Origin of the sequence: Comamonas halotolerans (assembly GCF_030162935.1) — a bacterium.
Lineage (GTDB): Bacteria > Pseudomonadota > Gammaproteobacteria > Burkholderiales > Burkholderiaceae_C > Comamonas > Comamonas halotolerans.
In genome coordinates this window covers 66,149-85,396 of sequence record NZ_JASAUZ010000005.1, presented here as the reverse complement: position 1 = coordinate 85,396, position 19,248 = coordinate 66,149, and the positions used below count along the sequence as shown (strand labels likewise).

At 55.7% G+C, this 19,248-nt stretch carries 24 protein-coding genes; 9 read left to right on the top strand and 15 right to left on the bottom strand.

The features are described 5' to 3' along the window. Positions 1-38 precede the first annotated feature (38 nt). A complete protein-coding gene (locus QEP11_RS05455; protein ID WP_284335620.1) occupies positions 39-401 on the bottom strand; it encodes a response regulator in 363 nt (120 codons plus the stop codon). A gap of 49 nt (positions 402-450) precedes the next feature. Then, the gene (locus QEP11_RS05450) at positions 451-900 is read right to left on the bottom strand and encodes a hypothetical protein (RefSeq protein ID WP_284335619.1); all 450 of its coding nucleotides are present in this window, start codon (positions 898-900) and stop codon (positions 451-453) included. 138 nt (positions 901-1,038) lie between these two features. Between QEP11_RS05450 and QEP11_RS05445 the strand changes: the two genes are divergently transcribed. Then, positions 1,039-2,127, top strand: coding sequence for a hybrid sensor histidine kinase/response regulator (locus QEP11_RS05445; protein WP_413788683.1), 1,089 nt, complete (start codon positions 1,039-1,041; stop codon positions 2,125-2,127). Between the two features lie 36 nt (positions 2,128-2,163). Next, positions 2,164-2,793, top strand: coding sequence for a response regulator (locus QEP11_RS05440; protein ID WP_284335617.1), 630 nt, complete (start codon positions 2,164-2,166; stop codon positions 2,791-2,793). Between the two features lie 70 nt (positions 2,794-2,863). On the opposite strand, the gene fliR is transcribed toward QEP11_RS05440, so the two are convergent. Genes fliR through QEP11_RS05405 form a run of 7 tightly spaced genes read right to left on the bottom strand, consistent with a single transcriptional unit; the run spans position 2,864 to position 7,008 of the window. Beyond that, a complete protein-coding gene (fliR, locus tag QEP11_RS05435) occupies positions 2,864-3,625 on the bottom strand; it encodes a flagellar biosynthetic protein FliR (protein ID WP_284335616.1) in 762 nt (253 codons plus the stop codon). A 28-nt stretch (positions 3,626-3,653) separates the two neighbouring features. Then, a complete protein-coding gene (fliQ, locus tag QEP11_RS05430) occupies positions 3,654-3,923 on the bottom strand; it encodes a flagellar biosynthesis protein FliQ (protein WP_284335615.1) in 270 nt (89 codons plus the stop codon). A gap of 18 nt (positions 3,924-3,941) precedes the next feature. After that, positions 3,942-4,718 carry a flagellar type III secretion system pore protein FliP gene (gene fliP / locus QEP11_RS05425; protein WP_284335614.1) on the bottom strand — a complete coding sequence of 259 codons (777 nt, stop codon included), beginning with the start codon at positions 4,716-4,718 and terminating at the stop codon, positions 3,942-3,944. Positions 4,719-4,726: 8 nt separating this feature from the next. Continuing rightward, on the bottom strand, positions 4,727-5,080 hold the full coding sequence (locus QEP11_RS05420) for a FliO/MopB family protein (protein WP_413788681.1): 354 nt from the start codon (positions 5,078-5,080) through the stop codon (positions 4,727-4,729). After that, positions 5,073-5,522, bottom strand: a complete 450-nt coding sequence (gene fliN / locus QEP11_RS05415; RefSeq protein WP_284335613.1) for a flagellar motor switch protein FliN — start codon at positions 5,520-5,522, stop codon at positions 5,073-5,075. The genes QEP11_RS05420 and fliN overlap by 8 nt, the downstream gene beginning before the upstream one ends. Beyond that, on the bottom strand, positions 5,512-6,516 hold the full coding sequence (gene fliM, locus QEP11_RS05410) for a flagellar motor switch protein FliM (RefSeq protein ID WP_284335612.1): 1,005 nt from the start codon (positions 6,514-6,516) through the stop codon (positions 5,512-5,514). Before fliM ends, fliN begins: the two co-directional genes overlap by 11 nt. A gap of 18 nt (positions 6,517-6,534) precedes the next feature. Continuing rightward, positions 6,535-7,008, bottom strand: coding sequence for a flagellar basal body-associated FliL family protein (locus QEP11_RS05405; protein ID WP_284335634.1), 474 nt, complete (start codon positions 7,006-7,008; stop codon positions 6,535-6,537). Between QEP11_RS05405 and QEP11_RS05400 the strand changes: the two genes are divergently transcribed. Further along, positions 6,944-7,108 (top strand): hypothetical protein, encoded by a 165-nt coding sequence (locus QEP11_RS05400; RefSeq protein WP_284335636.1) that lies wholly within the window; start codon positions 6,944-6,946, stop codon positions 7,106-7,108. The genes QEP11_RS05405 and QEP11_RS05400 overlap by 65 nt on opposite strands. A gap of 163 nt (positions 7,109-7,271) precedes the next feature. On the opposite strand, the gene QEP11_RS05395 is transcribed toward QEP11_RS05400, so the two are convergent. From QEP11_RS05395 to fliF, 6 genes are read right to left on the bottom strand one after another with little or no spacing between them, the layout of a single operon-like run. Then, complete coding sequence (locus tag QEP11_RS05395) at positions 7,272-8,501, bottom strand: flagellar hook-length control protein FliK (protein ID WP_284335611.1); 1,230 nt, start codon at positions 8,499-8,501, stop codon at positions 7,272-7,274. A gap of 3 nt (positions 8,502-8,504) precedes the next feature. Then, the gene (fliJ, locus tag QEP11_RS05390) at positions 8,505-8,969 is read right to left on the bottom strand and encodes a flagellar export protein FliJ (RefSeq protein WP_284335610.1); all 465 of its coding nucleotides are present in this window, start codon (positions 8,967-8,969) and stop codon (positions 8,505-8,507) included. Between the two features lie 15 nt (positions 8,970-8,984). Then, the gene (gene fliI, locus QEP11_RS05385; RefSeq protein ID WP_284335633.1) at positions 8,985-10,355 is read right to left on the bottom strand and encodes a flagellar protein export ATPase FliI; all 1,371 of its coding nucleotides are present in this window, start codon (positions 10,353-10,355) and stop codon (positions 8,985-8,987) included. A 43-nt stretch (positions 10,356-10,398) separates the two neighbouring features. After that, complete coding sequence (locus QEP11_RS05380; protein WP_284335609.1) at positions 10,399-11,220, bottom strand: FliH/SctL family protein; 822 nt, start codon at positions 11,218-11,220, stop codon at positions 10,399-10,401. A 27-nt stretch (positions 11,221-11,247) separates the two neighbouring features. Beyond that, entirely contained in the window at positions 11,248-12,243 is a 996-nt protein-coding gene (gene fliG, locus QEP11_RS05375) for a flagellar motor switch protein FliG (protein ID WP_284335608.1), read from the bottom strand. Positions 12,244-12,291: 48 nt separating this feature from the next. Continuing rightward, complete coding sequence (gene fliF / locus QEP11_RS05370; RefSeq protein ID WP_284335607.1) at positions 12,292-13,986, bottom strand: flagellar basal-body MS-ring/collar protein FliF; 1,695 nt, start codon at positions 13,984-13,986, stop codon at positions 12,292-12,294. 183 nt (positions 13,987-14,169) lie between these two features. Here fliF and fliE point away from each other — a divergent pair, with 183 nt between their 5' ends. The 6 genes from fliE to QEP11_RS05340 all read left to right on the top strand — a co-directional run bounded on the left by fliE (position 14,170) and on the right by QEP11_RS05340 (position 19,196). Next, a complete protein-coding gene (gene fliE, locus QEP11_RS05365; RefSeq protein WP_284335606.1) occupies positions 14,170-14,493 on the top strand; it encodes a flagellar hook-basal body complex protein FliE in 324 nt (107 codons plus the stop codon). A 380-nt stretch (positions 14,494-14,873) separates the two neighbouring features. Next, positions 14,874-15,716: a flagellin domain-containing protein gene (locus QEP11_RS05360; RefSeq protein WP_284335605.1), complete on the top strand. Its 843-nt coding sequence runs from the start codon at positions 14,874-14,876 to the stop codon at positions 15,714-15,716. Between the two features lie 374 nt (positions 15,717-16,090). Next, positions 16,091-16,939, top strand: coding sequence for a flagellin N-terminal helical domain-containing protein (locus QEP11_RS05355; RefSeq protein WP_284335604.1), 849 nt, complete (start codon positions 16,091-16,093; stop codon positions 16,937-16,939). Positions 16,940-17,065: 126 nt separating this feature from the next. Continuing rightward, positions 17,066-18,454 (top strand): flagellar filament capping protein FliD, encoded by a 1,389-nt coding sequence (gene fliD / locus QEP11_RS05350; protein WP_284335603.1) that lies wholly within the window; start codon positions 17,066-17,068, stop codon positions 18,452-18,454. A 15-nt stretch (positions 18,455-18,469) separates the two neighbouring features. After that, complete coding sequence (gene fliS, locus QEP11_RS05345) at positions 18,470-18,871, top strand: flagellar export chaperone FliS (protein WP_284335602.1); 402 nt, start codon at positions 18,470-18,472, stop codon at positions 18,869-18,871. A 19-nt stretch (positions 18,872-18,890) separates the two neighbouring features. Next, a complete protein-coding gene (locus QEP11_RS05340; RefSeq protein WP_284335601.1) occupies positions 18,891-19,196 on the top strand; it encodes a flagellar protein FliT in 306 nt (101 codons plus the stop codon). Positions 19,197-19,248: the final 52 nt, after the last annotated feature.

Genomic DNA, 19,248 nt, shown 5'->3' with positions numbered 1-19,248 from the left:
CGGGTCCTATCTTGTTCTTTGCATCCGCTGGTACTGACTTAGCGAATCACCTTTTGCAAAACTTCAATCAACCGGTTCGGATCGAACGGTTTCACCAGCCACCCTGTCGCGCCAGCCGCTCGACCGGCCTGCTTCATCTGGTCGCTGGACTCCGTGGTCAGAATCAAAATCGGGGTATTTTTAAAGCGTGGATGCTCACGCAGACGGCGCGTCAGGCCGATTCCATCCAGGCGTGGCATGTTTTGGTCTGCCAGCACCAGATCAATACGCTGCGCCTCCGCTTTTTCCAAAGCATCCACACCATCAACTGCTTCGACCACTTGGTAGCCGGCACCAGCCAGGGTGAAGGAAACCATTTTTCGCATGGATGGAGAGTCATCAACTGCGAGGATCGTATGCATGTAAAGCTCCAACGGACTTTTAAGTTTTATGTGGTTCAGGCTCTGGAGATCAAAACAGTTCAATTGAACCTGCATCCATCTCACTTTGAGTTACGGGATTAGGGCGTTCTGGCTGAATCTCCATCAAAGGTGCATCCTCCAGCTCATCGTCTTCACGCCCCATGGTTTCCGACGCCAAGCGAAAGGCACAGCCCTGCAAAACGCGTGTGGTGTGTGCAATAAGTTGGGTTGCCATGTCATGAAACTGCAACTCTGTGACTGCACTGCGCAGAGCACTGCGCGCAGCATCAAGGCCTGGTTCGTCCGCCACACTATTGCCAGAGAGCAAAACATTTGCCTCGCCAAATCGCTCCAGCAAATTGGCCGTGGCATGATCGAGCAGACCTTCCAACCGGTGCAAATCCCGCATCACCACCAGCAGAGAGTCTTGTAACTCCGCCGCAACCATGACAGGAACCTGTACGACAGGCTCTGCAAATGGCGTTTGCGTAGATTGCATTGTTTCTCCAAGATGGTGGCAAGCATGAATTCCTTCGCCCAACAGGCCATTTACCAGCCCCGTCGCATGCGCTTTCGTCACCTACGAGCACGACATGAAGGAATTCACACCCGAAAAAATTGTTCCAAGATGTATCCAATGATAGCGCCCAACAGCTCGGACAATCCAGCACAGAGGCCTTTGCTTTTGCTGCACCTTGAGGATTCAGCGGCGGATCAGCGTTTGACGCAAATCACGTTGCGCAAAGCAGGCCTTGCTTGCAACATCGTTTGCACAGACAACTTGCTAGACTTTATCCATCTCCTGCAATCTCAAAGCTTCGATTTGGTACTGGCTGACTACCATCTTCTGGGCTTTACCGCTCTTGACGCCTGGGAGCAAGTGCGCACTCTGGAGAAATGCCCTCCTTTCATCTTGCTGTCGGGCGCCATTGGTGAAGCGGCGGCCGTGGGAGCCATCCAGCAAGGCATTGCTGACTATTTGCTCAAAGACGATATGGCCCGCCTGCCACACGTCATGTTGCGGGCCCTGGAAGTCCATGAAGCACGACAGGCCAAGGAGCAGGCCATGCGTGAACTGGAGCGCTCCGAGCAGCAATTGGCTGAACTTGCGGAACATTTACAGCAATCCATAGAACAAGAGCGTGCGGCCATCGCGCGTGAGATCCACGATGACATTGGCGGATCTTTGACTTCCGTCAAGTTTGATTTATCCTGGATTGACCGAAATGCGACAGCCCCCCAAGTGCAGAGTCACGCGCGTGCTGCGCTGGAGATGTTGCAGCACGCCCTGGGTGCCAGCCAGCGCATCATGATGAACCTGCGCCCCCCTGTGCTTGACCAAGGCCTGGTCGCAGCGGTGCAATGGTTGGCAGAAAACTTTGAGCGTCGCACCGGCATCACCACGCGTTTGGATACACCACCTCACATTCCAGTCCCCGCAGAGGTGCAAGTCGTTGCCTATCGCACAGCGCAAGAAGCACTCACCAATGTCAGCAAGTACGCACAAGCCAGTGCCGTGCACATCGAGCTGTCAAACGCAGAGGGTTATCTGACCCTTGAAGTGCGTGACAACGGTTGTGGCATGTCGCCGGATGATCGGCGCAAGCCCAAGTCCTTTGGACTGCGGGGTCTGGCAGAGCGCGCACGTACGGTCGGAGGCTGGATAGACGTGAGTAGCCAAGTCGGAAAAGGAACGAGCATCATCGTTTCTGTGCCACTCACGTAAGATGCGGCTGCCAAAGGCAGCACTAAAGGAGAGAGATTGATTGACGTTGTGATTTGCGACGACCATGCTGTGTTGCGCCGCGGAATCAGAGACACACTTTCGGAAGCGACGGATATCCAGGTGCGTGGTGAAGCGGCAGGTTACACAGAACTGCGCGACACCCTGCGCTCCACGCCTTGCCATGTCTTGCTGCTGGACATCAACATGCCAGGGCGCAATGGCCTGGAGGTGCTTGCCAGCGTTCGTGAAAGCTACCCCGATATCAAAGTGCTGATGGTCTCCATGTACCCCGAAGACCAATATGCACTGCGTTGTCTCAAAGCGGGGGCGCACGGCTATGCCAACAAGGCAGGCGATCCGTTACAGCTGGTCGAGGCGGTGCGCATTGTCAGCATGGGGCGTAAATTTCTCACGCCAGAAGTGGCGCAAATGCTGGCCGACAGTCTGTCCCAACCAACGCCCGAAGTGCCCCATGCGTCCCTGTCAGAGCGCGAAATGCAAACCCTGCAAAAAATCGCCAGTGGCAAGCGGCTGACGGACATTGCCGAAGAGCTCATGCTCAGCCCCAAGACTGTGAGCGTCTATCGCGCCCGTGTGCTTGAAAAGCTGCAGCTGACCAATAATGCCGAGTTGACGGTATACGCCATTCGCAACAACTTGGTGTAGCACAGCAAGCAGCGCACGGTACCAAGACTTCTGGCGTCCCGCATCGTGAAGTCTCTTTTGGCTCTCATGGCTAAACGCCAAAGATCGACAAAGCGCGCTCAATCATGCTCAGAAAGGGCTGTTCCATCATGGGCAGGGTGGCCGTAATGCCCAGCATGCCCACGGTCAGCGTGACTGGAAAGCCCACTGCAAACACATTCATTTGTGGCGCAATGCGCGCAATGACTCCCATGGTCAAGTTCACAAACAGCAACAGCGCCATCATGGGCAAGGCAATCCACAAGGCGCTGGAGAACACTGCGCTGCCCAGTTCATGAATACGCATCTGTGCGACTGCCTGCAAGAAGGATCCGTTGACTGGAAACGCATCAAAGCTTTTCACCACAGCGATGAGCACCATCAGATGCCCATTCACGACGACAAAGAACAGCGTGAATATCTGCACCAAAAACCGGGACACAGCGCTGAGCTGCGCACCACTGGTGGGATCGAAAAACGAGGCAAAGCTCAAGCCCATTTGCAGGCCAATGGCCTCACCTGCCACCTCCATGACCGCAATGATCAGGCGTGCAGAAAAACCTATCGCCAAGCCAATGCCCACTTGCTGGATCACGCAGACCAGCGCATCTGGCGAGTTCACCGCCACCATAGGCTGGTCCAGCACAGCCTGCGCACACACGGCCACCAAAAAAGCCAAGCCTACCTTGACCCGCATGGGGATGGCTTTCTGTGAAAAAACTGGCGCAGCAGTGAACATGGCCAAAGTCCGCAGAAACGGCCAAATGATGGGCGACAGCCACGCCATCAACTGCTCTTCGGAAATACCGATCACTACATTGCCTTTACACAGCTTTGAGCGACTAGCCCAGTGCGTTGGGAATGTTTTCAATCGTGCGGCGGATAAAGTCCACCGCCGTACTTAACATCCATGGCCCCGCAATGGCAAACACCAGGACTGCGGCCACCAATTTGGGCACAAACGACAAGGTGTTCTCATTGATTTGCGTGACCGCCTGAAAAATACTGACCACCAAACCTACTGCCAGCACGGTAAGCAATACAGGCAAGGCGATCATCAACAGCAAGGTCAGTGCCTCGCGGCCAAACGTCAGCACCATCTGGGGAGTCATGAGCCAATCCTTTCCACGCTAGATGGCAAAGCTTGAAGCCAGCGAGCCAATCAGCAAATTCCAGCCATCGGCCAGCACAAACAACATGATCTTGAAGGGCAGTGCCACCAGCACGGGCGACAGCATCATCATGCCCAGTGACATCAGGATGGACGAAACCACCATATCAATGATCAAAAACGGAATGAAGATCATGAAACCGATCTGAAAGGCCGTTTTCAGCTCGCTGATCACAAACGCCGGCACGACCACTCTGAATGGAGCATCTTCAATTTGCACATCCGGCTCCAGCTTGGCCAAACGCGCGAACAAGGCATAGTCTGTCTGACGGGTCTGCCGGATCATGAACTCGCGCATGGGCGCTTCTGCCTTCTTCACCGCCTCTTCAAACTGCATGCCGTTCCTGGTGTAGGGCACATATGCTTCTTCGTACACGCGATCCAGCGTGGGCCCCATGACAAACAACGTCAGGAACAAGGACAGGCCGATGATCACCTGATTGGGAGGCGCAGACTGCGTACCCAAAGCCTGGCGCATCAGACTCAGCACAATGACGATGCGGGTAAAACCCGTCATCATCAGCAAAATGGCTGGCAGAAATGACAGTGCGGTAAAGAAGAGCAGCGTTTGAATGGGAACAGAAAAGCTGTTACCTCCGCTACCTGTCCCGACCAGAATGGGCAAACTGGGCGCAGTGGTCTGTGCAAGCGCCGATAGCGGTGTCCAGCATAAAACCGCCAAAACGGCAGCAGCTAGCGCCCATGGTCGCCTGAAGGCAGATAAGCCGTATCGCATGCGTGATCTCATGATTGCGGGGGTTGACCCTGCGCCTGCACATGTGCCATGGCACCTGCAAAGCTCTGGGATGCAGGCGGTGTTGGCGCTGCTTGCCCCAAGACGTGCAGACATTGAATGTTTTGGGCTGTCACCCCCAGAACCAGACAAGCTTTCTGCGTGCCTTGCCCCACCTCGACCGTAACAACGCGCTGACTAGGCCCCACCGACACCGATGCCAGCACCTGCGCACTGATGCCAGAGACATTGCGTGCCGCTTGCTGGCGCTGTTGCCAACGCTTGAGCAGCCATGGCAGGCATGCCAAAGCACCTATCATGGCCAGCACCAGCAGCAGGGAAGAGGTGAGCCCAGCGTTATCCACGGCTGACGCGACGCAGTCGCTCCGAAGGGGTCACCACGTCGGTCAAGCGGATGCCGAACTTGTCGTTCACCACCACCACTTCACCTTGTGCAATCAGATAACCATTGACCAGCACGTCCATCGGCTCCCCTGCCAAGGCATCCAGCTCCACAACAGAGCCCTGCGCCAGTTGCAGGATGTACTTGATCGGCACTTTGGTGCGTCCCAGCTCCACCGACAGTTGCACCGGAATATCCAGCACCATGTTGATGTCGTTAACGGGTACTTCCGTACCCGTAGAGCCTGTGTTGTATGCAGGCTTGCCACTCAACGGGCCACCTTGCTCCGCATCCAGAGCTGCTTGGGCGTCATCAGTTCTTTTTTGCTCATCCAGAGCCTCTGCCCAATCCGAAAAAGGGTCATCGCCCGGGATGTTGCCGTTATTGCTGGGATCAGTTGCCATTCTTCTCTCCGGTCCAATTTCCATCTACCCCACGCAGACATTGCTCAATGCGTACGGCATATTTGTTGTTGTGCGTGCCGTACTGGCACTCAAAAATAGGTACACCGCCAATTGATGCGCGAATCCGCGGCTGACGGTCCAGTTCAATAAAGTCACCAGGCTTCATGGCAAGCATTTGCTCCACAGTTGCCTCTGCGCGTGCCAGCTCTGCCACCAGCGTCACCTCTGCCGACTGAATTTCGCGCGTGAGCACCTTGACCCAACGGCGATCCACCTCCATGGAGTCACCCTGTGTCGATGAGTACAAAATGTCGCGAATAGGCTCCAGCGTGGCATATGGCATACACACGTGGATGGAGCCTGAAACATCACCAATCTCCAGCTGAAACGCCGTCGAAACCACAATCTCGCTGGGTGTTGCGATGTTGGCAAACTGCGGTTGCATTTCCGAGCGCTGATAGGCCAGCTCCAGAGGGTAAATGCCGTGCCAGGCCTTTTTGTATTCCTCGCTGATCACATCCACCAGACGGTTGATGACGCGCTGCTCAGTGGCAGAAAAATCGCGGCCCTCAATACGTGTTTGCAAACGGCCTGCGCCACCGTACAAGGTATCGATAATTCCAAACACCAGCGACGGCTCACACACCACCAGTCCATTGCCGCGAAGCGGGCGAATGGCCACGATGTTGAAGTTGGTCGGCACTGCCAAACGACGCAGGAAAGCGCTGTAACGCTGCACTGTCACCGTACCTACTGAAACTTCGGGGCTGCGACGAATGAAGTTGAACAAGCCAATACGGAAATTACGTGCAAAACGCTCGTTCACGATTTCCATGGTGGGCATACGCCCGCGCACAATACGCTCCTGGCTGGAGATATCGTAATTGCGTACCGCGCTTTCGTCGATTTCCTCGACGTCCGACTTCTGGCGCTCGCCCGTCACACCTTCTAAAAGTGCATCGACTTCTTCTTGCGACAGGAAAGAATCACTCATGACAGCAACTCCTCGCGCTTACTGAATAATGAAGCTGGAAAACAACACGCGCCGCACTGCACTGCGAGTGCGTGAATTCTCATCACTCTCATTGGCCTGCACAGCACCACCACCCAAAGGGCGCATCACTTCACGCAAAATGTCTGCAGCCAGCTTTTCCTTGCCTTCTCGCAGCAGCAGCTCATCGGCCGTGCGCTGAGACACCAGCATCAAAATGCCGTTGCGAATGCTGGGCATATATTGTTTGACCAAAGTAGCTGTCGCCTCGTTTTGCAGCTCCAGCGTGATGCCAATCTGTACAAAGCGGTCACCACCAGGGTCCGCCAGATTCACCACCATGTTTTCCAGGGGCAGAAAGGTGGGCACCAGGACGGCAGTTTTGGAGGGGGCATCATCACCGTAGACATCACCGTGCAATCGGTTCGCCATGAGCAGCCATGCTGCTGCGATAGCGACAACGAGCAAGACGGCCACAGCACCGATGATGATCAATTTCCTGCTTTTGGCTGGTGCCGGAACGGCGGCAGAATTGGATGCGGCCACGTTGTTTTCCTTGATGGATAAAGAAGTTGGCAAACCAACCTCGAAATAAACCTGCGCTCAGCGCGCCCACACAAAATGTGCAGGCAGGCCCATTATTTCTTTAAGCCCAAAGTTCATAACCAGAATAAAAGGCTCAAACAGCCCTCTAATAGAGCCGCTGAATCCCTGGCATGCTTCATCCATCAAACAAGGTGCCGCTATCGCCCGACCGCCTAAGCGTACAAGTCCAGGCCGTATGTGCGTTGCGTGCTTGTATGCTTCGCAGTTTCTACCGCTACCGCCACCTGCCCTGCGCCTTCATCGCCCCAGGGGTTGCGAGCCCTATTGTCAAAAGACTGCTGCCCCTGCGCGTCGGCTTGCACGGAGACTCCCGCCAGTTGCACCCCCTGCTGCGCCAGCATATCGCGCAACTGCGCCAGGCTGCTATCCAGCAACTCACGCGTATGCGCCTGATCTGCACGGAAAGTGACATGCGCTTCATTGCCACGAAGCATGACTTGCACACGCACCGGCTGCCCATCTTTGTCCAGCAACACTTCTGCGCGCTGCTGCTTGCCCTGCAACCAAAACCGCATATCTTCCAAGGGCGCGCCTGCCTTGTTCTGGAAGGCCGCATCTTGCGTTGCCTGCGCCTCTTTCACAGCAGCCTCGGTCAAACGCGTGCCGCTGGATGTACTGGCTGTTAGCCCCTCGACAGTTTCCTCTCCTGTGCCTGTTTTTCTGCTTTCGACACGTTCTGTGGGTTTGGGTTGCACACCTGCACTGGCCGCAGCCCACTGCTCGATCTGCCCCATGGTACGCAGCAATGCAGGCGGGGTGAAACCGGGCTCTTCCAGCTTCCATGCCCCTTGCAGCGCTATACGACCTTCGCTGCCTTGCTCAGGCTGCACTACACCATCCACCGCATCCGCGGTCTCCGCAAGCACAGCCGTAGCCACAGCAGTTTGCACGTCGGCATCCAACGCCGGCTGTGCCACCGTCATTGGCTGTGTACCCGCAGCGACCGTCGCCACACTATGCCCCACAGCCACACGCGGCTGCGCTCCTGCAGGCCCTTGTCGCAACAATCCACCCAGACCTGCTTCCTGGCGAGCCAGCAAAAAGCTGCCGTCTTGCACCGCAGCATCTGCATCGACAGCATCCAGCCGCTGTGTCTGGCCCACCAGGGTTTCCAGATTCAGCCCCGGAAGCAATTGCTGCCGAGCATCGGACATCGAAACTTCAAGCACGGGTATGTTAGCCATGCCAGCCGACAAGTTGGACGTAGACTCGAGATCCTGTGCTTCATCACCCACCATGCAGGAGCGGTCTTTCAGTCCCTGCAGCAGGTGCGAAAACGCACCTTCAGCCTTCATTGATGCGGCTGCATCGTCAAATTTCTCCCCCTTGTCAGTGGCTGGCTGTGTTGTAGGTTTGGCCGCATTGCTTGGCTGAATATCCATGGTTTATGCCTCCTGGAACTGCATGCCGAAAGTGCGGCCAATGAATTGCAATGCTGCACGCTCGTCGGTTTGCTTTTGTTCGCGACGCATCTGCGCCAACGCCATGTCACGGCGCCTTGTTTCAACCACTTTATTCAGGCTGCTCAACCGCAGTTCTGCTGCCATCAAGCCTTTTTGAGCAGCTTCCAGACGAATCGACTGATCCGCCATGACCTTGGTCTGCAAATCAATAGCGTGCTGCAGGCGTGCCATGAACTGGCTGTGGTGGAACATGACTTCCGGCTTCATTTCTGCACCTTCACTCGCACCCCAGCGTTGCTGCATTTCAGCTGCATAACTTTGCAACTGCTCCATTTGGGACTGGGCTGCATCGTGGGCTCGCTGTCGCTCCTGCAGCACATTGCGTGCTTCATCGCGTTTGCGCAACGCCATTTCAATAGCAATCATCAGTGCATTGAGTGACGACATTCCATATCCCTCTGGTTATTGATTGGGTGCGTTCAAGACTGCTGCCATGTCCGCCACGCTCTGCGCCATGGTTGCAGACTCGAACATGCTCTGCTGCAGAAAATTCGCCATGGCTGGCTGCAGACGAATGGCTTCATCCACCTGCGGATCAGAGCCGTTGGCATAAGCTCCTACTTGTATCAAATCTTTGCTTTTTTGATAGCGCGAATAGACGGCTCTAAACCGTCTAGCTAAATCAAAATGCTCTCGTGGCACTACGTTATGCATCACGCGAGAAGCGGATTGCTCGATGTCGATAGCCGGGTAATGGCCCTGCTCGGCCAGCTCTCGAGACAAGACAAAGTGACCGTCCAGGATGGCGCGCGATGCATCGGCAATCGGGTCTTGCTGATCGTCTCCCTCCGCCAGAACCGTGTAGAAAGCAGTGATCGACCCCACACCATTGAGGCCATTGCCGCTGCGCTCCACCAAGGCCGGCAGCTTTGCAAAGCATGATGGCGGATACCCCTTGGTGGCAGGAGGCTCACCAATGGCCAACGCAATTTCGCGCTGCGCCTGCGCATAGCGTGTGAGCGAATCCATCAGCAGCAATACATGCTTGCCATTGTCACGAAAATGCTCGGCAATGGCTGTGGCGTAGCTGGCGCCTTGCATGCGCAGCAACGGCGGAGCATCTGCCGGAGCTGCCACGACGACGGCTCGAGCACGGTCTTGAACGCCCAGGATGTCTTCCACAAACTCCTTGACCTCTCTACCGCGCTCACCAATCAGGCCCACCACAATCACGTCAGCCTGGGTAAAGCGCGCCATCATTCCCAGCAGCACCGATTTACCCACGCCGGAACCAGCAAACAAACCCAGACGCTGCCCCCTGCCCACCGTCAACAAACTGTTGATTGCTCGCACGCCGGTGTCCAGGCTCTCGCGCACAGGCGCACGCTCCATCGCGTTGATAGGCTCACGCTCCAGCGGCTCAACCACAACATTCAGCAGATCGCCTCCGTGGTCCAAAGGAATGCCTTGGGAATCCACCACGCGACCCAGCAAGCCATCACCCATCGGCAGGCGCAAAACGCCTGTTGCCAAAGAGGGCGCTTCGGTGTCGCCCAATCGCAGTGGCGGAACAAAAGGCTCTGCCGGTGTCACTGTGGCACCGCAGGACAGGCCCTGAATATCGCCGGCGGGCATCAAAAAAGCCCGATCTCCGGCAAAACCCACCACCTCGGCCAGCACAGGCTGTGCACCTGGCATTTGCAAATGACACTGTGAGCCCACCGGGACACGCAGGCCACTGGCTTCCAGCACCAGGCCGGTCAGACGCGTCAACGTGCCGTGACTATGCAAAGGCAATGGCTGATTCACCCGTTCGCGCCCTACGCGCAGCATGTCTTTGAACTGTGCAATCGGCGTGCTGTCTGCAGGCATACGTTCAGTTGCCATGGGAGGCGCCTTCATACCAAGTGGACACCAACCCCAGGGCGGCAACTGCACGCTGCCAGCGACGCTCCAGGCTACCGTCAATGTGGGCGCCCTGGCTTTCCACCATGCAGCCACCCGCAGGTACGCTCGGATCGGCCAGCCACTCCACCTTGGGGTTAGGTAATGCTTCGCGCAAATGCGCTTCCAGTTGCTTGAAGTCCTCGGGGTTCAAACGCACCAGCGCAGGCTTGGTCTCTGCACCCAGCATGTCCAGCGCTTCAGCCACCACGGGCTGCAGCGCTTGGGGGTTGCAGCGCAACTCCTGGCGCACCACCTGCCGCGCAATGTCACAAGCGAGTTGCAGCAAGTCAGGCGCCATTTGCTGCTGCAAGCCCTGCACACCGGTTTGGGCGGCATGCAGCACTTCACTCAAACGCTGCGCCGTTTCTCGACCCATATTGTTTTGATAGTCCGACATGCGCGCCTGCCAAGTTTGCGCAGCGTCCTGCTCGCCTTGCTCGTGCCCTTGCTGGTAAGCCTCGTTGCGCGCCTGCTCCAGCAATGTTTGCAGTTCTTCTTCCGTATAGGTAGGCGTTGCTGGCTCTACTGGCTGCGCGTCTTCCTGAGCCTGCGCTTGCGCTTGCAACTCGGCCTCTTCCTCCTGCTCAGCAAACTCTGGCTGAGCAGCTTCGGCCGACTCAATCAATGCAGGATCAAGCGTCATCTCCGGCATGGCGGCAAAGCCACGGCGTGCACTTGCGTGCACACCGCCAAAATGCCATTGCCGCACCTGCTGGTCGTCGATTTCTTCGCTGGGAATAAAACGTGTCATCGTCTACTCGCTATTACCTGGAAGGCCTTAGACAAAGCTATCTTCCGGGCCACCGCCCAGCGTGATCTGGTTTTCGTCGGCCAGACGACGCACCACTTTGAGAATTTCCTTTTGCTGGGCCTCCACCTCGGACAGACGCATAGGACCACGGGCCTCCAGGTCTTCGCGCAGTGCAGCGGCGGCACGCATCGACATATTTGCCAGAATCTTGTCGCGCACCTCCATGGAGCCACCTTTGAGCGCCACGATCAGCGTCTCCGAGGCCACTTCACGCAGCACCAGCTGGAGTGAACGGTCATCAAGCTTGACCAGATCGTCAAAGACGAACATCTTGTCCATGATCTTCTGGGCCAGATCCGCGTCGTAGTTGCGGATGGTGTCCAGCACAGCCACATCGGCATTGCCGCCAAGCAGGTTGATCATCTCTGCAGCCGTCTTCACCCCGCCCAGCGAAGTTTTGCGAATCTTGTCTCCACCGGCGAGTACCTTGTAGAGCACCTCGTTCAGATCTTTCAGCGCCGAGGGCTGAATGCCTTCCAGCGTTGCCACACGCAAGACCACCTCACTGCGCAGGCGCTCAGGCAGTTGCATCAGCACGGCGGCAGCCTGATCAAACTCCAGGTGCACCAAAATCGCAGCCACGATCTGGGGATGCTCATTGCGCAGCAATTCCGCGACAGACACCGGATCCATCCACTTCAGGCTTTCAATGCCAGAGACATCACCGCCTTGCAAGATGCGGTCGAGCAGCAGCGCCGCCTTGTCATCACCCAACGCACGGCGCAGCACCGACTTCACATAATCGCTGGCGTCTTCCACCAGCAGGCTTTGCGCAGCACAGTCATCCGTAAACCGGGCAATCACAAAGTCGACTTTTTCCTTGGACACGCCACGCATGCGCGCAATGGTTTCACCCAGTTTCTGCACTTCCTTGGGCGACAGGTGTTTGAACACCTCAGCCGCCTCTTCCTCGCCCAGGGACATCAGCAAAATGGCGGCGTCGTTCAGACCTCGATCATCCATGACAAACTCTTTATGTTCTGTGAATAGTTCAATGCATGCAGCCCTTGCTTAGTGGCCGCCCTCGCCATTGACCCAGGTCTTGACAATATTGGCCACTGCAATTGGGTTCTGCTTGGCCAACGCACGTGCTTGCTCCAGCCGGATTTGCTCCTGCGTAGGCTCGCCCGGCTTGGCGGGTGCAACCAACGCTGGGCGCTCCAGTTCTTCCGCTTCCAGCAAATCCAGTTGCGCCTGCTCAACCAGTTCTTTCTTCTTGCGCGCCTTGAGCAGCGGTCGCACCACGCCGAACATCAGGATCAGTGCCGCCAGCACCAGACCTACTGGCCACATGATTGTTTTGACCAGTTCGATGGTTTCAGGCTGCTGCCAGACTGGCAAATCCGATGCCTGTCGTGCCTCCTGCAGGAAAGGCGTATTCATCAAATTCACAGAGTCACCGCGTTCGGCATTGAATCCAATAGTTTCGCGCACCAGTGCCAGCATCTGATCCTGTTGCGCTTGCGTCAGCGCTTGAGGCGCCAAGGCCGCACCAGGCTCTGCAGCCACAGCAGGCAAATAGTTCACCACCACTGCTGCCGTCATGCGTTTGATCGACCCCGTGCTGTTGCGCGTGACCCGCACTGTTTTGTCGACTTCATAGTTGGTGACCGATTCCCGCTTGCTACCGGGAATGGTCAGAATATTGGTGTTCTGACCATTGGCAGCCTGCAACGTTGGCGCTGCACCGTTGATGGGCGCTGCGGCCGTTTGCGGCGGCTGATTGCTCACCGCACCAGGGACGCCTGTTGGAGGCACAGGCTCTTTCTCACCCGTTGACTCCAGCACTTGCTGGCTGCGAATGGCGCTGGGGGCCTGCCCCTGGTTGGGGGCATGCAACTCGGAAGTTGACTCAGAGCGAGAGAAGTCCAACTCCGCCGTCACCTGCGCCTTCACATTGCCCTTGCCCACCACAGGCTCCAGGATATCCAGAATGCGCTGCGTGTATTGCTTTTCCAGTTGCTGCTGGTACATCAGTTGCTGCAGATTGACGGGGCTGTCTTCCGGATTGCTTGTTTGTGACAGCAGCTTGCCTGAGTCATCCACCACGCTCACCGCGCCAGGCAACATCTCCGGCACGCTTGAAGAGATCAGATGCACAATGCCGGCGATCTGCGTACGGTCCAGCATGCGTCCGGGATACAGCGTCAGCAGCACGGAAGCTGAGGGCTTTTGCTGCTCACGGAAAAAACCATTCTGATTGGGCAACGCCAAGTGCACACGCGCGTTTTGCACCGCTGACAAGCCCAGAATGGAGCGGGTCAGCTCACCTTCCAGTCCGCGCTGGTAATTCACACGTTCTTGAAACTGCGTGATCCCGAACTTGCTGGACTCCATGATTTCAAAGCCAGACACCGCCCCCTTGGGCAAGCCCTGTGTAGCAAGCTTCAGACGCACATCATGAATGCGGTCTGCAGGGATCATGATTGCACCGCCACCTTCCGTATATTTGTACGGCACATTCATCGACGCCAGCTGCGACACAATGGCGCCCCCATCCTTGTCGCTCAGGTTGCTGAACAACACGCGGTAATCAGGCTGACGGCTAAAGACCAATGCAGCGACCAGGCCCGCCACGACGAGCGCGCCCACAGCACCCCACAAGATGCGTTGATTGCGGTCTAGCCCAGCCAGTCGCTGCTGCCAGGTAGCAGCACTTGCGACAGCAGGGTTTTGAGCAACAGGAATTTCAGCAACTGCGGACATGTTCTTTTCCAAATGGGTGCTTGGGCCCGACACGGAGCCCAACGTGCTGCCGATTATTCAAATTTCCCGCACAAGTGTTCCCTGGATAAGGCCCCCGTTTCCCCACTTATTCGCGCAGATGGACTGTTTACATTTGCCTACGATTGCGGCCATCGAACCAATCACGCGTTCCGGGAAAAAAACATGGATCTTCGTCTTCATAGCGCCACCTCTCCGTTGACCACCATGTCCAGCGACATGGCACAGCGCTTGACCAAGCCCGTGCAGCAAGCGGAAGCCGAAGGCCATGGCTTCAGCTCTGCACTGGAAAGTGCCCTGCGCTCTGTCAGCGCGGCACAAAACCACTCCTCTCACCTGCAAACCCAAGTGCAACTGGAAAACCCTTCAGTCAGCCTTGAAGAAACCATGGTGGCCATGCAAAAGGCACAAATTGGCTTTCAGGCCACCTTGCATGTCCGCAACCGTCTTGTTCAGGCCTACACCGATGTAATGAATATGCAGGTTTAAGGCCTGCTGCACCTGGCCAAGAAAGAGTCAAAAAGTTGGGCTGCCCATGGGCAGCCCAACTTTTTGTTTTTGTATTGCCACTGCTTGACCACACATTCATACATCAACTTAAAGCGACCCTTCGAATGCGCACAAAAACTGCGCAAATAAAAACTTTTAAGCAACAAAACACCAAACAAAGGCAAAACCACATTCCAGCCCTTAAGTTCGTGCGCCAAGCTCCGAAAAACAACTCAACAAGGGATCAACGCCAACCGGCCGCCGTCAACCAGACCAAGCCTATAGCCTGAAACCTGTTGCGCGCCGGCACCATACAAAGTTTGTACCAGCCGGACGGAATTGATCTTGATAACGCACCCTCTTTCTTAGGAGTACACACCATGGCCTTGACCATCAACACCAACCTCCAGTCTTTGAACGCCCAGCGCAACCTGGCGGGCTCGCAAGGCGCGCAGGCTACTGCCATGCAACGACTGTCTTCGGGTCTGCGTGTCAACAGCGCCAAGGACGATGCAGCAGGCCTGGCCATTGCCGAGCGCATGAACGCTCAGGTACGTGGCATGAATGTGGCTGTGCGCAATGCCAACGACGGTATCTCGCTGGCCCAGACAGCAGAAGGCGCCCTGGGCAAGGTGGGTGACAACCTGCAACGCATGCGTGAACTGGCCGTGCAATCCGCCAACGGCACCAACAGCATCACCGACCAGCAAGCCCTGCAAAAAGAGTTTGCACAACTGTCCGCTGAAATCACACGCGTTGCTGCAAGCACCAACTTCAACGGCAAGTCACTGCTGAACAATGCCGACGCCATCACCTTCCAGGTTGGCGCAGGCACCACCGCAGGGGTAGACACCATTGATGTCAACGGTGTTGACGTGACTGGCCTGACATCACTGACAGACAAAATTGGTGACGACGCCGGCGCAGCCCTGACCGCCAACGCCGATGTTCTGAAGGTCATCGAAAACATCGATAAAGACCTGACCACCATCAATAGCGCTCGTGCTGAATTGGGTGCTGTGCAAAACCGATTTGAAGCTGTTGTAAGCAACCTGCAGATCGCTTCCGAGAATGCATCTGCTTCTCGCGGCCGCATCATGGATGCCGACTTTGCACAGGAAACCGCCAACCTGAGCCGCGCACAAGTTCTGCAACAGGCTGGCATGGCCATGGTGGCCCAGGCCAACCAGCTGCCACAAAACGTGCTGTCGCTGCTGCGTTAATCACCCGCTGCACACGCACCATATCCCAAGCCCTGCGGCATACGCCGCAGGGCTTTTTTTATGCCGTGACGCATGCAATTGCTCAACCAACACTTCCGCCTTTCGTGGTGATGCAGACAGTGCACAGCCCCCTCTGCAACATTCGGCACTGAACCGCATGGCCATCGCGGCCAAACCCTCTTAATCCGCGGAAAAGCCCCTGCTTATCACCCAATTGCCCAACTCCCTGGCGCTCGACAATGCAAACCGATAAGAAAACCTGCGGGTAGTGGCACGCATACTGATTGCGACTGCTTGCAGGCGTGTGTAGCGCAGTCGGCGGCCACCGCTGACATTTGTTCATCGGTTTACAGCCGCCCTATAGGAGTCGTGCAATGCCTTCCATTATTAATACCAACCTCGCCTCGCTGAACGCGCAGCGCAATCTGGCCTCCTCGCAAGGCGCTCAGGCCACCGCCATGCAGCGTCTGTCTTCCGGCGTGCGCGTCAACAGCGCCAAGGACGATGCAGCAGGTCTGGCCATTGCCGAGCGCATGAATACCCAGGTGCGTGGCATGAATGTGGCCATTCGCAATGCCAATGACGGTATTTCTCTGGCGCAAACCGCCGAAGGTGCCCTGGGCAAGATTGGCGACAATCTGCAGCGCATGCGTGAACTGGCTGTGCAATCGGCCAACGACACCAATGGCGCTTCGGACCGCCAAGCCTTGGACAATGAATACAAGCAACTGGCCCTGGAAAACGAGCGCATCATCAAAGGCACAACCTTCAACGGACAAGAGCTGCTGACAGGCGCGGGCGGCAATGCTGGCGTGTTCACATTTCAAGTTGGCGCAAACACTACCGCCAGCGTAGATACCGTGGACATCACGACAACGAATATGGTCACTGGCATGGGGGACACTCAGGGTGCCACAGCCACACTGGGTGCCACATCCGCGACAGCCCATACTGCAATGGAAGCCATCGACGCCGCGCTGGATGAAGTGAACCTGCTGCGCTCCACCTTCGGTGCTTTCCAAAACCGCTTTGAAGCCATCATCTCCAACCTGCAAGTGGCTGCTGAGAATCAGACCGCTGCGCGCAGCCGTATCATGGACGCAGACTTTGCACAGGAAACCGCCAACCTGAGCCGCGCACAGGTACTGCAACAGGCTGGCATGGCCATGGTGGCCCAGGCCAACCAGCAACCTCAATCCGTGCTCGCGCTGCTGCAAAACTAAAGTTTTCGGCAGCTTTGCCGAAAACCACTTAGGACTGCCACACACACACACGCTACCGCCCTCAGGCGGCAGCGTTGCGTGGCACATGTCTACACAGCTTTTCAACCAGCACAAGGGTTTAGCACCATGGCTTCTATTAGCTCAATTGGTATTGGTAGCGGCTTGGAGGCCGAGAGCATCATCACGCAATTGGTGACTTTAGAAAAAAGCCGCCTGACCCCGCTGAAATCAGAAGCCAGTCTGATTCAAACACGTCTGTCCATAGTGTCACAGCTCAAGTCTTTGGCCGCCACTTTGGAAGACAAACTCAAAATTCTCTCGGATGCCAGCAGTTGGTCATCCGCCATGGCTGTCAGCTCATCCAACGCCTCCGTACTCAGCGCCAGCACTGGCAGCAACGCCGTGCCCGGCAATTACACGATTGACATCACAGCCACCGCCAAGTCTCAAAGCATGACATCGGGTCGCTTTGCTGCAGACCATGCATTCGCTCAAGGCGGCACACTGAGCTTGCAGGTAGGTGACGGAAGCGCCGAGGCTGTAGAAATCAACATTGCGGCAGGTAGCAGCCTGGAGCAAGTGGCGGCAGCCATCAACAAGGCCAATGGTGGCGTAAGCGCATCCATCCTGAATGATGGAACAGGGCAACGATTGGTGCTGTCCTCCACACAGACAGGCACGGACCACCAATTCACCATTACCGGCACCGGCGATCTGAGCGCGCTGAACTACAACGGCACAGACAATAGTTTGCTGAGCAGCAAGACCGATGATGCCAGCGCATCCGGCGCCTTCACTGCGGCAGCCAATGCGCAAGCCACCATCAATGGCGTGAACGTCTCCTCCAGCAGCAACACCTTTGACAATATCATTCAGGGCCTGAGCTTCACTGCTGCAACAACCGGCACCAGCACGCTGACCGTGAGCACCGACACTGAAACCCTGCAAAAGCACATTACAGAGTTTGTGACGGCTTACAACGAGCTCAACAGCCTGCTGAGCATCAGCACCAAATACGAAGAATCCACCAAAACTGCGGGTATTTTTCAGGGTGACAGCACAATCGTGAATTTGCAGAACAGCTTGCGCCGTGCATTTTCTGATTCATCGAGCACATCTGCTGTTTTCAGCCGCCTATCAGATATTGGTGTTGATATAAAGACTGGGGGCACCATGTCCATCAATGAGTCCAAACTCAAAGAAGGGCTACAGAAAAACCCCTCTGAAATGGCCAAATTTTTTGCAGAAGGCTCGGATGGTTTTGCTGACAAAATGCTGGCATATACCAAGTCCATTCAAGATTCCAACGGAATTCTGGACACCAAAACCGATTCTTTGAACAAAGCATCCAAACGCAATACCTCGGAGCAAGACAAGGTCAATGACCGCGCAGCCTCCGTTGAGGCACGTTTACGTGCGCAATATTCTGCGCTGGACACGAAAATGGCCTCTCTCAATGCGCTGGATGCCTATGTGTCTCAGCAAATCAAGCAATGGAATAAGAGCAGCAGTTAATTGCAAGGATTTTTTATGAGTTTTACTAGCTCTTTCAGCGCAGCCAAAACCTATGGCGAAGTAGCTGTGCAATCGGGCATTGCCGCCTCCAGCCCACACAAATTGATTGACATGCTGTTCGAAGGTTTGATCGATAGCATCAACAAAGGCCGCGGCGCCATGGCACGCGGTGAAGTTGAAGAAAAAGGCAAAGCCTTGGGCAAGGCTGCGCGCATTTTGGAAGAAGGCCTCAAGGCTGGTTTAAACCTCGAACAAGGCGGTGAATTGGCCGACAATTTGCGCAATATCTATGATTTTTGCATCGTAGAATTAACAACAGCCAATTTAAAAAACGATGAACATAAGCTTGAGGATGTTCTGAAAATCATTGAACCCATTGCGAGTGCTTGGAAAGAAATTGGCCCGCAGGTGCATTAAATACCTAATATAAATATATATGTCACGCTCTATTATTGATTACTACGAAAAAATCGAGCAAGCAAGCATGCTAATGCTTGCCGCTGCTAAAAATAGCGCGTGGGATGAGCTATATGCGCATGAGAAGAACTGCAAAGTTCTGATTAATGAGCTGCGCGAACAGGCAAAAATGACAGAACTGTCAAAAGAGCAGCGCCAGCAGAAGTCTAAAATCATGCTAAACATTTTGCGCAATGATGCACAAATACGCATTTTGGCGGAGCCGTGGCTCAGCAAGGTGGATTTTTCTACGCATACACCCCAACCCGGCACCTGTTTGCATTAAACCTCTCACCGCCTGCTAATGGCCTTGGAATAGCCAAGGCCATTTTTTGTCC